Here is a 16,401-nt window from a genome sequence, read left to right on the forward strand (position 1 = left end):
GAAGAGTAAAAGCTAGAGATTGTTATCTCTAGCTTTTGGTAATCAGGTTACTTATCTAAAGCAAACGTAGGTAAGGATAAGTGCCAGCGAATAGCGCCTAAGCGAATAACCAGCGTTGCAACAATACAACACAAGAAGGCCACTTCTGAAGAAGCACCAAGTAACAGAGCTGAAGTATGGAAAACACCACCTATGATACAGGCTGTTGCGTATACCTCACGGCGCAGTACCATAGGGACCTCGCGAGCCAGCACATCCCGAATAATACCGCCACCGCATCCGGTAATTACCCCCATAATGACTGCAACCATATAGGAGTCTTGGAATAGCATTGACTTCTCAACCCCTATACCGACAAAAACCGCAAGACCAACGGCATCGCACACTGGTAACACATACCAAGGAAGTCGACGTGGATGGCGAATCAATAGCATGGTCACAATACAGGTGATGAAAATGACCCAAAGGTAAGTGTTGTCGGTGATCCAGAAAACTGGCGTTGCACCGAGTGCCATGTCTCGAATCGTGCCGCCACCTATCGCTGTGACGCTACCGAGTACCATTACACCAAAAGGATCCATCCTGAGTCTTCCTGCAAGTATCACTCCTGATATCGCAAACACTGCCGTACCAAATAAGTCGACCAAATAGAGCATGGAGTCCACAGCTAGTTTCTCACTGAAGCATTAAAAGGAAAGTTCGCCAATTTTACGGGATTTAACGATTGCGCCTAGTGGTTCGTAGCTGAATGTGATCCATCTCTCAATTATTATTGAGTTCTTACCTGATCCAGATACTTGCAAACCTGTTGTATGGCTAGAAGTGTTCTTGGTGTTGGTCTGTTTAGCCAGTCAGACGTCAATGACCACACATGATGTTGGCTAACTGCTGGTAACTCCCGCTGCCACTTGTGCCACATGGTGCCGTTTTTAATGGCATGTTCTGAAGTAAAAATGGCTTGGGGCTGGCGAACTATTACTTGTTCAGGGCTGACTTGTGGATAGGGGGCTTTGCTATCGGCAAAAATATTTTCACCACCACAAAACTCAAACACTTCGCTCGGCCAACTGCCTTGCGCTAAGGTGATAATGGGCTTTTCACTTAGCTGGTAAAAGTAGCGAACGGGTGTTTCTGTGTCATATTTTTGCTTTAACTGCGCTAAACCTCGACGAAACTCTTTGGCTGCGTTTAAGCCAATGGAAGGGTCATCGGCATATTGGCTTAATTTCTCGATGTTGATAGCGATATCATCGAGAGTTTTGGTTTGTGAGTAAAATAGGTTAAATCCCAGCTTTTCTAGTTTCTCCAATTCACGTGCAGGGTTTCCCGCAGGCCAGACAAGAATGAGGTCAGGTTGCATCGCTACGATTCGTTCCAATTTGATACCTTGGTAATTGGCCACTCGCTCCAACTCTTTCGCTTGCTCTGGATAGTCACTGTATTCACTTACTGCGATAAGCTTATCGCCAAGTCCTGCGGCATACGCCAGTTCCGTAGCATGAGGAGCTAAACTGATAATACGTTGTGTGTCTGCTAGAGCATGTTGAGTTGCCAAAAAAGTAATGACAAGTATGAGCCAATTCTTCATGAAATTAGAAACCTCTGTGAATGATAAACATGACTAGGCTCTGCATCACTAGCCAAAAATAGATACGCCAAGCAATGTGTTTCTGCAACAAGGCCAAGTGATAAGCTGATGGTGCTACTTTTCCGCCGATACGTGCTCGCTGAAGTTTTTCACCTTGATAGATAGCTGGCCCACCAAGAGCAAGCTCAAAACGGTGTGCACAGCCACTGATGAGCCAAGCCGTGACTGGGTTATGCCACGATTTAGCTTGCATTATGGCGTGTTTAATAGAGGTAATGGGCAGACCAGCAAACATGAATATTGAAAACAGCTTCTGGGGTGCGAAATCCAAAAGTGAAAATAGCCAAGCAATAGGTTTACCGAAACTAGCAAAGCCTTTTTGGCTAGGACTCCAATTGCGAGCGAGCTCTAAAGTCAGTCGATACAGCAAAGCGCCAACACCACCACTAACGCCGTACCAAAACAGCACGCCGACTACGTTTCTAGCATAACTCAGAAGTAGAGTTTCAGAGCCTGCCTTGCCTATGCCCAGAAGCGATAGGTTGTTGGTCTCTCGGTTTACTTTGGTTGACAACAGTCTACGCGCATTGGCTTTATCTTCTTGAGCGAGGGCATTAATAAGTTTGTGGGCGTACTGTTCGTTGTTGCGCCAATCAATGGCCAAGAGAAGCAAGGCTAATTGATAGAATTCTGGCTTCCAAACTAATGGCTCAAGAGCCCAAAGTACTAGGCTAGTGGGGACTAACATTAGTAACAGGGCAAGCCAACCCGCAAGGCGTTGTTGCTCGTTTGTTGACGATGGGGAATTGACTTTACCTGCTACTAGCGCAGCAATCTGCTGCCAAAATCGAACAGGATGAGCGGCGGAGGGGATTGGAATTAGCAGATGAAATAACAGCGCACTCCACATTACCAGTAGTGCGCCATTTCCATATAAACTCTCTAGAAAAGAGCTCATTCAGCAGTCCTTGCGTTTTATTTCCCTTAGGAGGCTTAAGTTGAAGGGTTACTTAAGCAAATCCACCATATTTACTACCATTTCAGACGAGCTTTGCGCTGCCAAAGGTAGGAATTCCTCGAAGCTCATTGGTGACTCTTTGTCTGCCACGTCAGAGATAGCACGTACCACTACGAAAGGTGTATTGAACTGGTGGCAAACTTGCGCGATAGCTGATGCTTCCATCTCGACAGCGATAACACCAGGGAAGTTCTTACGGATAGTTTCTTGACGCTCTGGACGACATACAAACTCATCACCAGTACAAATTAGACCACGTACTGCGTGCTTATCTTTCATCTGTGCAAGCGCTTGTTCTGCTGTTTCCATCAATTTAGCGTCGGCAGCGAAGGCCGCTGGTTGACCCGCCATCTGACCAATTTCATAGCCAAATGCCGTCACATCAGCGTCGTGATGACGAACTTCAGTGGAGATGACGACATCTCCTAGGTTGAGTGAAGACTCAAAGCCACCTGCAGAACCTGTGTTAATAACCACATCAGGTTGGTAATCGCTAAGAAGAATCGTTGTTCCTACAGCTGCCGCTACCTTGCCAATACCTGACTGTAGCAAGACAATGTCTGCTCCGTTAAGTTGACCAGTAAAGAAGGTGCAACCGCCTTTTTTAGTTTCAACAAGGTTTGTTAATGCTGATTTTAGGATGGAAACTTCTTGTTCCATTGCGCCGATTACGCCGATTTTCATAGAGATTCTCTCAGGTTGGAAAACGTATTTGGCGTGCAGTATAGCAATAGTCTTTGCACAGCCCAACCATTGCTATAGCAATTACTCAAGGGTTTGCTTTAATCAGTCCTGATTCGATCAACTTGAGGCGAAATGCTTCAACTCTTTCACGGTTCACGTCAAAGTCGTAATAGCCAATTCTAGCTTCGGAGCGAACCAATAATTGGTCTCCTTCAATTTTTAGCTCCATATCATCGACATAGCGAAAAACACTGGAGGTGTATTCGACTCGCAGATAATTGCCTTCTTTGGCCGCAACTTCGGCATTCGGAAGGGTTAAGGCGACTTGTTCTATCTGATTGATATTGGTGTTTGGCGTCAATGTGAATGGGGCAAGTGTAAACTCTTCTCGGCTATCTTGAGTTGAAACACACCGAGGACTATCGCCACAGGGTTGCTCTGTCCGGTCCGTTGTTGTTTTATAACCTGCACCGCATGCGGTTAGGATCATCACTGAAGAAAGTGTAAGCCACTTGGGTAATGTCATAATCATCCCTTAAACAAAAGCCCAGCTAGGCTGGGCTAAGAAAACAATGGTCATTCTGATTGATGAAGATCGGAATGGCGTGTCTGGTGTTAGACCTCTAAGAAGTCTAGTATGCCTTCTGCCGCTTTGCGCCCTTCGTCAATGGCAGTAACCACGAGATCTGAACCACGAACTGCATCACCACCAGCGAAGATCTTCTCATTGGTCGTCTGATACATAAATTCTTGAGAGGCTGGAGCTTTGATCCGTCCCCATTGATCGAGTTCTACACCGTGAGGTTCAAGCCATGACATCTGGTGCGGTTGAAAACCGAACGCCATGATAACAGCATCAGCGGCAAGAACGTGTTCACTGCCCTCTACTGGTTCTGGACGACGACGACCAACCTCATCGGGCTCACCTAGTGCCGTTTTCACTACTTTAACGCCGCATGTGTTGCCATTGGCATCCACCTCTATACCTAGAGGCTGCAAGTTGAACATAAAGTTCACGCCTTCTTCACGAGCATTTTTTACCTCGCGTCGGGAGCCCGGCATGTTAGCCTCATCTCGTCGATAAGCACAGACAACGCTACTAGCTCCTTGGCGAATAGACGTTCTGACACAGTCCATCGCTGTATCACCACCACCAAGCACGACCACTTTTTTACCTTTCATATCAATGAAAGGCTCAGAGGCTTCCAACTCCATAACTTTGTAGGTGTTGGAAATCAAAAATGGTAGGGCATCAAATACACCAGGAGCCTCTTCATTTGTCAGACCTGCCCGCATGTTTTTATAAGTGCCTACACCTAAAAATACTGCATCATAGTCTCTGACTAGTGTTGCCATGCCGATATCTTTGCCCACTTCAGTATTGAGCTGAAACTCGACGCCCATTTCGCTAAAGATTCGACGTCGGTTTAACATGACATCCTTTTCCAACTTGAACGATGGGATACCGAATGTCAGCAGTCCGCCGATTTCTGGGTAGCGGTCAAAGACAACGGGCTTAACACCATTACGAACTAGGATATCGGCAGCGGCGAGTCCCGCCGGGCCTGCACCTATGATAGCCACCTTCTTGTCCGTCCACTCCACATGGGACATATCCGGCTTCCAGCCCATTTCAAAGGCTTTGTCGGTAATGTATTTCTCGACATTACCTATAGTAACGGCACCAAAATCTTCGTTGAGTGTACACGAGCCTTCACAAAGGCGATCTTGTGGACAAACTCGCCCGCAGACTTCAGGTAGACTGTTGGTTTGATGTGATAGCTCGACAGCCTCAATGATTCGTCCCTCATTCGCCAGTTTAAGCCATTGAGGGATATAGTTATGAACGGGGCATTTCCACTCACAATAAGGGTTACCACAGTCAAGACATCGGTCTGCTTGAGCGGTTGCTTGTTGCTTCGTAAAGGGTTCGTAAATCTCTACAAACTCAATTTTGCGAACCTTGAGCGGCTTTTTAGCTGGGTCGACGCGGTTCACATCAATAAATTGGTATACGTTCTGGCTCATAATTCTGGCTCCTTCCAATTATTGTGCTTGAACGCGCAGCTCAGCGGCGCTTCTGCTTTGATGACCAAGTAGTGTGCGTAAATCCGCAGCTTTTGGTTTGACTAGGTAGAACTTTGGAATCCATTCATCAAAGTTCGCCAGAATATTCTCAGCATGCACAGAGCCGGTTTCTTCTAAATGCTCGGCAATCAGTCCACGAAGGTGTTCTTGGTGAATATAGAGGTCGGATAAAGAGATAGCTTCGACAGATTCGGTGTTCACACGCCCTTCAAAATCCTCGTTAGTATCCATTACATAGGCAAAGCCGCCCGTCATACCCGCACCGAAGTTCACGCCTGTTGCACCTAGAATCGCCACGATGCCACCAGTCATATACTCACAAGCGTTGTCACCTGCACCTTCGATAACTGCAATCGTGCCTGAGTTACGGACACCAAAACGCTCGCCAGCGGTCCCTGCGGCGAACAACTTACCGCCAGTGGCGCCATATAAACAGGTGTTACCAATGATAGTGGCCTCATTACAAGTGAATGTTGTACCGACATGCGGCTTCACGACCAGCTTACCGCCAGCCATGCCTTTGCCTACATAGTCGTTAGCATCACCGGTTAGATAGATTTCAACACCACCCGCGTTCCATACCCCAAGAGACTGACCCGCTGTACCATCGAGGTAAAGCTTAATAGGGCGACTCGCCATTCCCTGGTTGCCATAACGTTTGGCGACTTCACCTGAGAGTCTCGCTCCTGCAGAGCGATCGGTATTACGGATATCAAAGTAGAAGCTACCACCTGATTTAGCCTCGACCGCAGCTTGTGTTTCTTCGACAATCTTTTGGTTTAGCAGTGCTTTATCGAACGGCTGATTTGGCTCTGTCCAGTACAAAGGCAGCGAAAGAGGAGAGATTGGGGCCTCCAAGATATTCGACAGGTCAAGCTTGGCTTGTTTCGCGGTCATACCTTCGAGACTCTCGAGCAGATCAGTACGACCGATAAGATCAGTAAGCTTCTCTACTCCTAACTGAGCGAGTAACTCTCTTACTTCATCAGCAAGACCTGTGAAGTAGTTGACCACCATTTCAGGTAAGCCCTTAAAGTACTCTTTTCGTAAGGTCTCATCCTGAGTGGCTACGCCCGTGGCACAGTTATTCAAGTGACAAATACGTAAGAACTTACAACCCATAGCCACCATTGGTGCAGTACCAAATCCAAAGCTTTCCGCACCTAAAATTGCAGCTTTGACTACATCAAGCCCTGTTTTAAGACCTCCATCAACTTGAAGACGAATCTTGTGTCTTAAGTTGTTGGCAACAAGAGCTTGTTGAGTTTCAGCCAGACCGAGTTCCCAAGGACAACCTGCGTATTTGACCGACGTTAGTGGACTCGCCGCAGTGCCGCCATCGTAGCCGGAAATAGTGATAAGATCGGCGTAGGCTTTTGCTACTCCTGTTGCGATGGTGCCAACTCCCGGCTCAGACACCAACTTAACTGACACGAGCGCATTTGGGTTGACTTGTTTAAGGTCGAAAATCAGCTGTGCTAAATCCTCAATAGAATAGATATCGTGGTGAGGAGGTGGGGAAATCAAGGTAACACCTTGTACTGAATGGCGCAGTTTGGCAATCTCCGCTGTCACTTTATGGCCAGGAAGCTGTCCGCCTTCACCGGGTTTAGCACCCTGAGCAACTTTGATTTGCAATACATCGGCATTAGTCAAATAGTGCGGCGTGACACCAAAACGTCCAGAGGCAATTTGTTTAATGCGAGAGTTACGATTAGTGCCAAATCGACGTGGATCTTCGCCACCTTCACCTGAATTGGAATATCCGCCAAGCTTATTCATCGCCATGGCCAGTGCTTCATGAGCTTCTGGGCTTAAAGCACCAATGGACATTGCAGCAGAATCGAAACGTTTATACAGCTCTGAATTCGGCTCGACTTTGTCTAGTGCCAGTGGTGAGTCTGACTTTTTAAGCGCCATCATATCGCGCAGCATAGACACAGGACGTTCATTTACTTGTTTGGCAAACGTCTGATAATCAGATGATTCACCACTTTTCACTGCTTTTTGCAGCGTACCAACAACATCTGGGTTGTAGGCGTGGTATTCGCCGTCATGAACATATTTTAGTAGTCCACCGTGCTCGACAGGCTTGCGTTTTGCCCATGCTTTTCTAGCTAGGTTAAACAGGTCTTGTTGGAAATCTTCGAAGTTTGCACCTTGAATACGAGTAGTCACTCCCTTGAAGCAAAGATCGACGATGTCGGTGTGCAGACCAACGGCTTCGAACAGCTGAGAGCAGCGATAGGAGGCTACGGTGGAAATGCCCATTTTGGACATAATTTTATACAGACCTTTATTGATACCGTATTGATAGTTTTGCATCACGTCTCGGTAGCACTTATCAATAGCACCATCATCGATCAGTTTACCAAGTGCTTCGTAGGCCAAATAAGGGTAGATAGCCGTAGCGCCGAAACCAAGCAATACAGCAAATTGGTGAGGGTCTCGGGCCGTTGCAGTTTCAACGATAATATTGGCGTCACAACGTAAGTTGGCTTCGATTAAACGAGTTTGCACCGCGCCGACGGCCATTGCTGCCGGAATAGGTAGTTTTCCTTTGACTAGAGCTCGATCTGAGAGAACCAATAAAACGGTTCCTTGCTTGATGACGCTCTCGGCACTATCGCAAAGGTCAAGCAGAGCTTGCTTGAGATCTTTCTCATTTGGGTCGTAATTAATGTCCAAAATAGTATTGCGATAGTGCTTATCACTCAGCTCTAACAGTTGCTGCATATCAGAGTAAAGGAGTACTGGAGAGTCGAATGTGACTCGATAAGCGTGACCATCGGTCTCACAAAATACATTCATCTCTTGGCCAACACTGGTCGCCAATGACATCACATGCTTTTCGCGCAGTGGATCAATTGGTGGGTTGGTGACCTGAGCAAATTTCTGACGGAAATAGTCGGTGACCAAGCGCTCTTTAGAAGAGAGGACTGCCATTGGGGTATCATCACCCATAGAGCCGACGGCTTCTTGGCCCATATCACCTAAAACACGTAATACCTGATCCGTCTCTTCGTTCGTCATAGCGAACTGCTTTTGATAGGTTTTCAGCAGGGGTTCATCAAAACTGCGAGCTCCGACTTGGTCGTCCGGTAATTCACTAAAGGAGGTCAGTTTGTGGACGTTGTTTTCCATCCACTCGCGGTAAGGATGACGGCTCTTTAGATCGTTATCTATGTCTTCTGAATGCCATAGCTCACCTTGTTGAGTATCGACAACAAGCAGCTCGCCGGGGCCAACACGACCTTTCTCTGCAACTTCATCAGGCGCGTAGTCCCAGATACCCACTTCAGACGCTAAGGTAATCAAATTGTCTTTGGTAATCACGTAACGCGCTGGACGTAGGCCGTTTCTATCTAGGTTACATGCAGCATAGCGACCATCAGATAATACGATCCCAGCAGGTCCATCCCATGGCTCCATGTGTTTGGAGTTGAAGTCATAGAAGGCGCGTAAATCAGGATCCATGTCTGGGTGATTTTGCCATGCTGGTGGCACAAGCATACGCATGGCACGGAAGATATCCATACCTCCAGACAGGAACAGATCCAGCATGTTATCTAAGCTGGATGAATCTGAGCCAGTCTCATTCACGAATGGCGCAGCGGTTTGTAAGTCAGGCAGGAGAGGTGATGCGAACTTGTAGGCACGCGCTTTTGCCCATTGTCTATTCCCCTCAATAGTATTGATCTCACCATTGTGCGCCAAATATCTGAATGGCTGTGCTAATGGCCAGCGAGGTTGAGTATTCGTTGAGAAACGTTGGTGGAATAGGCAGATCGATGACTCCATGCGGAGATCAGCAAGATCGAGATAGAAGCGTGGAAGATCAGCTGGCATGCACAGCCCTTTATAGACGATCACTTGTGTCGATAAGCTACAAATATAGAAATCTTCATCATCGATGATGCGCTTTTCAATGCGACGTTTAGCTATATACAAGCGTCGTTCAACATCTTGTTCACGCCAACCTGCGGGTGCAGAAATAAAGACTTGAACGATGTTAGGTACCGAGCTCAGTGCGATTGGACCAAGTACGTCATCATTGGTAGGAACGTCTCGCCAACCGGAAACAGTGAGTGTTTCCTGTGACAATTCTTGGTTGATGATATCTTTCGCTGACTGCGCTTTTACCGGGTCTTTGGAAAGAAATAGCATGCCTACGGCGTATTGTTTGCCGAGGTTCCAACCATTTTCTTCTGCGATGAGTTTAAAATAAGAATCCGGTTTTTGGAGTAGTAGGCCACATCCGTCGCCTGTTTTTCCATCTGAGTTGATACCGCCACGGTGAGTCATGCGGTCTAATGCTGAGATTGCGGTGCGAACCAGTTTGTGGCTGGGCTGACCTTGCATATGCGCAATAAGACCAAATCCACAGTTGTCTTTTACAAGACTTGGATCGTAAAGAGCCATTGCCTTTCTCCCTTTGAGCTTGCTGTCATCCTGACAGTAAATTAATGCTTTTTAATGACTTTTTGTTGTTATTTGCGTCAAATTTTTAGAATTTATAGACTTAACAAATTGTATCTATTCTATTTTCACGAACTTCACAACGTATAGCTTATGGCGATAAAGGTCAAGTTTTCAGAAATTTGTTGTGTATGATTCAGAAATTCAAACGATTTATCTGCGATAAGTGACAAGTCATTGCTGTGAAATAGTGAGAAGGTTAACAGTTTGTTGGGGTTGCAATGAAGACGGACACAAAAAAGGCCAGCAAACTGCTGGCCAAATTAGGAAGGAATACTGTTAGTTACTTATTGGTGTAACCAGACAGACAACCTTTAGGCTGAAAGCATTAATGAATCTGCTTTCGCTTCAAGGTTGGTGTTGCCCATAAGGTATTCATCGATGGCTCGTGCACACTCACGTCCCTCGTTGATGCAACGCACGACCAGAGACTGACCAGTACGCATATCACCTGCGGCAAAAACACCTTGCTGGTTCGTTTGGAAACCTTGTGACGCTACGTTTCCTCGCTCATCCAGTTTGATATCAAGTTGTGCTAATACGCCCGTTGGTTCTGGGTGTAAGAAGCCCATTGCTAGGAATGCCATATCACAAGGAATGACACGCTCAGAGTTAGCCACTTCTTCAAAACTTGGGCGTTCACCTGGCGCTGCGTCTTTCCATACGATGTCAGCAATACGAAGACCTGTTACTTGACCTTCATCGTTACCGATGAATTCTTTTGTCAGGATATTCCAATGACGGTCACAGCCTTCTTCATGAGAAGTGGTTGTTTTCATAATCATTGGGTATTGAGGCCAAGGCATATTCGCAGGGCGTTTTTCTGGTGGAATCGGCATGATTTCGACCTGAGTAACACTCGCCGCTTTATGACGGTTTGATGTACCAACACAGTCAGAACCTGTATCGCCACCGCCGATAACCACAACGTGCTTATTTTTAGCGTGGATTTCTTCGCCTTTCAGATCCATATCGTTAGCACGACGGTTATTCTGAGCAAGGAACTCCATAGCGAAATGTACGCCTTTAAGTTCACGTCCAGGAACAGGTAAGTCACGAGGAACGGTAGATCCACCTGTTAACAGCACCACATCAAACTCTTGGCGCAGTTGCTGAGCATTAACATCAACGCCCACATGTTGGTTTACTTTAAACTCAACGCCAGCTTCTGCCATCAGATTGATCTTACGGTCAATGATGTCCATACCCAGTTTGAAATCTGGGATGCCGAAGCGAAGTAGGCCACCCACTTTCTCATCGCGTTCAAATACAGTCACAGAGTGACCTGCACTGTTGAGCTGTTCAGCGGCAGAGAGACCAGCAGGGCCAGAACCGATGATAGCAACAGTTTTACCAGAACGAGAACGTGGCGTTTTCGGTTTTGCATAACCTTCGCGGTATGCTGTTTCAACGATAGTTTTCTCGATATTACAGATGGTGATAGGGTCTTGGTTAATGCCAAGTACACAAGCGCTCTCACAAGGAGACGGACAGACGCGACCTGTAAACTCAGGGAAGTTGTTAGTAGAACTTAGGATGTTCCAAGCTTCTTCCCAGCTATCACGATATACGGCATCGTTGAACTCTGGGATGATATTGCCGATTGGGCAACCACTGTGGCAGAACGGCACGCCACAATCCATACAACGAGAAGCCTGAGTATTGATTTTGTCGCCAAACTCTTCGTTTAGTACGAACTCTTTGTTGTCTTCAATACGAACGGCTGGGTCGAGCTTCTTTGGAAGCTCGCGACCATGTTCTAAAAATCCAGTAGGCTTACCCATTATACTGCCTCCACTTCTTCCGTTTGAGCTTGCTCAGCTTCTGCTTTGCGCTTTTGAAGTACCGCTTTGTAGTCACGCGGCATAACCTTAACGAGTGACGCTAGGCTTACTTCAAAGTTATCTAAGAACGACTGAGCGACTTCACTTCCTGTGAACTCTACATGCTTAGTCAGCATATCTTTAAGTAGTTCGCGATCTTCTTGTTCGATTGGGTCTAGGTCGACCAATTCAGGGTTTAGCTTGGTTTCAAAATCCCCCGCTGTATCCCAAACGTAGGCAACACCGCCACTCATACCAGCCGCAAAGTTACGTCCTGTCGAACCAAGGATGATGGCCGCACCGCCAGTCATGTATTCACAACCGTGGTCACCAACACCTTCAACAACGACTTTGGCACCAGAGTTACGTACACAGAAACGCTCACCAGCCATACCGCGAATGAAGGATTCACCAGACGTTGCACCGTAGAAACATACGTTACCAACCACGATGTTATCTTCAGCGACAATCGTTGATTTCGCATCAGGGTAGAGTACTAATGTACCGCCTGACAGACCTTTACCCCAGTAGTCGTTCGCATCGCCTTCCACTTCAAACTTAACGCCTTTAGCAAGGAAAGCGCCGAATGATTGACCTGCGCTGCCGGTGAACTTCACGTTCATTGGTTGAGGTAGACCTTGGTCCTTGTAGACTTTAGAAATCTCATTCGACAGCATGGTACCAGCCGAACGGTCGGTGTTGATGATAGGGAACTCAGCATTTACGGCTTCGCCTTTCTCAAGTGCTGGAATCGCTGCTTGAATTAACTTACGGTCCAGAACCTGTTCTAGGTTGTGGTTTTGTTCCGTTTGGTTGTAAACGCCATCTTGCTCACGAGCCTGTTCAATATGTAGTACAGGTGTTAGGTCGAGGTTCTTATATTTCCAGTGACCAATATCTTCACGAACTTTTAGTTTGTGAGATTGACCCACCATCTCATCGATAGTGCGGAAACCAAGTTCAGCCATCACTTCACGTAAGCCTTCAGCCATGTATTGGAAGAAGGTAACAACATCTTCTACGCGACCATCGAAGCGCTCACGTAGTGTTTTGTTTTGCGTTGCGATACCCACTGGGCAGGTGTTCTTATGACACTTACGCATCATGATACAGCCTTCAACCACAAGCGCTGCAGTTGCGACGCCCCATTCTTCAGCACCTAGCAGAGTTGCTACCGCAAGGTCACGCGGTGTTTTCATCTGACCATCAGATTGAACCACGATACGGTTACGCAGACCGTTCTTCAGAAGCGTTTGGTGTGTTTCTGCCAAACCTAGCTCCCAAGGAAGACCAGTGTGGCGAATTGAAGACATTGGTGATGCACCTGTACCACCATCGAAACCAGCAATAAGGACAACGTCCGCTTTCGCTTTCGCTACACCTGAGGCGATAGTACCAACGCCCGCTTCGGATACCAGTTTCACGTTGACACGACCAGCACGGTTCGCATTCTTCAAGTCGTAGATCAGCTGAGCCAAATCTTCGATTGAGTAGATATCGTGGTGTGGCGGTGGAGAAATTAGACCAACCCCTGGAGTTGAGTGACGAGTCGCACCGATCCAGTCATCGACTTTATCACCTGGTAGCTGACCACCTTCGCCCGGCTTCGCACCTTGAGCCATCTTGATTTGTAGCTCATCAGCGTTAGTTAAGTAGTAAGACGTGACACCGAAACGACCTGATGCAACCTGCTTAATTGCTGAGCGTTCCCAGTCACCGTTTTCTTTACGCTCGAAACGAGTTGGATCTTCACCGCCTTCGCCTGAGTTAGACTTAGCACCGATACGGTTCATGGCTACAGCAAGTGTTGAGTGAGCCTCGTAAGAGATAGAACCGAATGACATCGCACCTGTAGCAAAGCGCTTCAGAATGTTTTCAATTGGCTCAACTTCTTCCAGCGGGATGGAGCCTGCTGGGTTCTTAACGAAGTCTAATTGGCTACGCAGAGTCGCAGCGTTATCGCCTTGGTCATCGACGGCTTTCGCATACTTCTTAAACTGAGAGTAATCTTTGTTGCGAGTTGACTCTTGCAGTAGAGAAATAGTTTCTGGGTTAAACAGGTGCTTTTCACCACGCTGTTTCCACTGATAAACCCCACCCACATCAAGAACTTGAACTGGAATTTCACGTGTTGGGAAACCAATACGGTGACGAACCAAGACTTCTTTGGCGATATCGTCGATGGTAAGGCCTTGAATACGTGAAACCGTACCCGTGAAATACTTCTCAACTACAGACTTACTGATACCTAGCGCTTCGAAGATTTGTGCACCATGGTAAGACTGAAGTGTGGAGATACCCATTTTCGAGAAAATCTTTAATAGGCCGCCGTTGATCGACTTACGGTAGTTCTCGAACAGCTCAGAGATGCTGGTTTCTGGATCCAGTTTTTTAGTGCGTTGTAGCTCAACCATGGTCTCGATAACGAGGTATGGGTTAACCGCGTTTGCACCGTAACCAACAAGCGTTGCAAAGTGGTGCGTTTCACGTGCGTCACCCGTTTCTACTACGATGTCACACTTAGCACGCAAGCCTTTGCGGATCAGGTGGTGGTGAACCGCGCCTACCGCCAGCATCGCTGGGATAGCGGCATGGTTAGAGTTGATAGCTCGGTCAGTTAATAGAATGATTGAGTAACCATCGATAACCGCATCTTCAGCGTATTGACAGATACGTTTTAGTGCACGCTCTAGCTTACCTTCGTCTTCACTTGCTTGGAAAACAATATCCAGAGTTTTCGCTTGCAGATGTTCATTATCGATAGCACGCAGCTTCTCAAGTTCAGAGTTAGATAGAACTGGGGACTCTAGCTCAACTTTTTGGCAGTGCTCCGGAGATTCCGATAGTAGGTTCTGATCTTTACCAAGGTAAGTGTTCAGAGACATCACCATACGTTCACGAATCGGGTCGATTGGTGGGTTGGTAACCTGAGCAAATAGCTGCTTAAAGTAGTTAGACAGATGTTGTGACTGGTGCGAAAGGATCGCTAGTGGCCAGTCAGCACCCATTGCAGACAATGGCTCTTTGCCATCTTTTGCCATAGGTACAATGATTTCGTTCACTTCTTCTGAGCTAACACCAAACGCTTGCTGTTTGTGCAGTAGCTTCTCTGGAGAAGGTTGGCTGAATTCGTTGCTCGCGTCTGGAAGCTTTTTCAGGCTAAGCAGGTTCTCTTCCACCCATTTCTGGTATGGCTGAGCACTTGCGATGCCATCTTTCACTTCTTCATCAGAGATGATCCGACCTTGCTCTAGGTCAGCAACGAAGATACGACCAGGTTGCAGACGACCACGGAACTCAACATTCTCTGGCTCAATGTCGACAACACCAGATTCTGATGCCATCACCAAGAAGTCATCTTTAGTCACGGTATAGCGCGACGGGCGCAGACCGTTACGGTCAAGCGTTGCACCTACCTGAACACCGTCAGTAAAGCACACCGATGCAGGTCCGTCCCATGGTTCCATTACGTTCGCGTGATACTGGTAGAATGCACGACGTGTTGGGTCCATGTTTTTGTTTTCTTGCCATGCTTCAGGGATCATCATCATCAACGCATGTGGCAGGCTACGACCAGAAAGAACCAGGAGCTCTAGTGCCATATCGAAGTTTGATGAATCCGAGCTGCCTTCTTGACAGATCGGGAGCAGCATGTCGATTTCTGCTTGTGTGAACAAGTCAGATTCGATGATCGCTTCACGAGCCTTCATCCAGTTCAGGTTACCGCGAACTGTGTTGATTTCACCGTTGTGGGCAATGTAACGGAAAGGCTGCGCTAGGCGCCATTTCGGGAAAGTATTGGTAGAGAAACGAGAGTGAACCAGTGCAAGCGCTGTCACCATCGTTGGATTTTGTAGATCTAGGAAGTACTGAGGTACTTGCTCAGTAGTGAGCTGGCCCTTGTAAACCAGTGTCTTGTACGACATTGAATTGATGTAGAAGTCATCACCAATGTTAGACACACTTTCTAAGCAAACGCGTACTGTGTAGTTACGTAATACGTAAAGCTTACGTTCTAGCTCTTCAGGCGTACAGCCCGGACCACCAGAAACGAATACATGTTCGAATTGTGGCTCAGTGCTCAATGGATCAGCACCAATCATTGAGTTGTCAGTTGGTAAGACACGATATCCAATTACTTCCAACTCTAAACGTTGTGCATTGCGCTCTAGAATGTCACGACATTGTGCGCGTTTGTGCTCGTCTTTCGGGAAAAGAACAACACCAACACCGTATTTCTCAAAAGAAGGCAGCTTGATACCAAGCTTGACAGCTTCTTCCAAAAGAAATTCATGGGGCTTCTGAAGTAGGATACCTGCGCCATCGCCACTGCATGGATCGCAGCCTTGACCGCCACGGTGTTCCATGCGCGCTAGCATATCCAGGGCTTGGGTCACTACTTCGTGTGATTTACGGTTTTTTAGGTGAGCAACAAAACCGATACCACAAGCGTCATGCTCCAACTCTGGAGTATACAGACCTTGTGTATTCTGCTCTCTATCTACCATAGATACTTCCTTCCAGTTTAATCTAGGCACAACTTGAGTGTGTGATTGTGCCTTGTCCTTTGTAATTTTGATTCTTGACTGCCAGAGGGGGCAGTTTTCGAGTCCATTCTGCATCTCGCAGGAAAAGTGTTGCGAGAAAAACATTCCGTGGTGATATTCAATGTCATCTTTCCACAATCCAGTGGAATATGTTGGTGGGAGTAGAATATCAAC

9 protein-coding genes are annotated in these 16,401 nt (G+C 47.1%); all 9 read right to left on the bottom strand.

Annotated features, from left to right (window positions below):
• Positions 1-47: 47 nt before the first annotated feature.
• Positions 48-656 (bottom strand): TRIC cation channel family protein, encoded by a 609-nt coding sequence (locus tag OH456_RS18895; protein WP_412104864.1) that lies wholly within the window; start codon positions 654-656, stop codon positions 48-50.
• Positions 657-769: 113 nt separating this feature from the next.
• A complete protein-coding gene (gene btuF, locus OH456_RS18900; RefSeq protein WP_006072890.1) occupies positions 770-1,588 on the bottom strand; it encodes a vitamin B12 ABC transporter substrate-binding protein BtuF in 819 nt (272 codons plus the stop codon).
• Positions 1,589-1,592: 4 nt separating this feature from the next.
• Positions 1,593-2,546: a cobalamin biosynthesis family protein gene (locus OH456_RS18905; RefSeq protein WP_270034045.1), complete on the bottom strand. Its 954-nt coding sequence runs from the start codon at positions 2,544-2,546 to the stop codon at positions 1,593-1,595.
• 48 nt (positions 2,547-2,594) lie between these two features.
• On the bottom strand, positions 2,595-3,290 hold the full coding sequence (gene mtnN / locus OH456_RS18910; RefSeq protein WP_006072892.1) for a 5'-methylthioadenosine/S-adenosylhomocysteine nucleosidase: 696 nt from the start codon (positions 3,288-3,290) through the stop codon (positions 2,595-2,597).
• A gap of 85 nt (positions 3,291-3,375) precedes the next feature.
• Positions 3,376-3,816, bottom strand: a complete 441-nt coding sequence (locus OH456_RS18915; RefSeq protein WP_006072893.1) for a DUF1499 domain-containing protein — start codon at positions 3,814-3,816, stop codon at positions 3,376-3,378.
• An 89-nt stretch (positions 3,817-3,905) separates the two neighbouring features.
• The gene (locus tag OH456_RS18920; protein ID WP_270034046.1) at positions 3,906-5,318 is read right to left on the bottom strand and encodes an FAD-dependent oxidoreductase; all 1,413 of its coding nucleotides are present in this window, start codon (positions 5,316-5,318) and stop codon (positions 3,906-3,908) included.
• A gap of 18 nt (positions 5,319-5,336) precedes the next feature.
• Entirely contained in the window at positions 5,337-9,800 is a 4,464-nt protein-coding gene (gene gltB / locus OH456_RS18925) for a glutamate synthase large subunit (protein WP_006072895.1), read from the bottom strand.
• A gap of 371 nt (positions 9,801-10,171) precedes the next feature.
• Positions 10,172-11,641, bottom strand: a complete 1,470-nt coding sequence (locus OH456_RS18930) for a glutamate synthase subunit beta (protein ID WP_006072896.1) — start codon at positions 11,639-11,641, stop codon at positions 10,172-10,174.
• Entirely contained in the window at positions 11,641-16,188 is a 4,548-nt protein-coding gene (gene gltB, locus OH456_RS18935) for a glutamate synthase large subunit (protein WP_006072897.1), read from the bottom strand. Before gltB (OH456_RS18935) ends, OH456_RS18930 begins: the two co-directional genes overlap by 1 nt.
• Between the last annotated feature and the right edge of the window lie 213 nt (positions 16,189-16,401).

This window comes from Vibrio sp. La 4.2.2, assembly GCF_027586995.1.
GTDB classification, from domain to species: Bacteria; Pseudomonadota; Gammaproteobacteria; order Enterobacterales; family Vibrionaceae; genus Vibrio; species Vibrio mediterranei.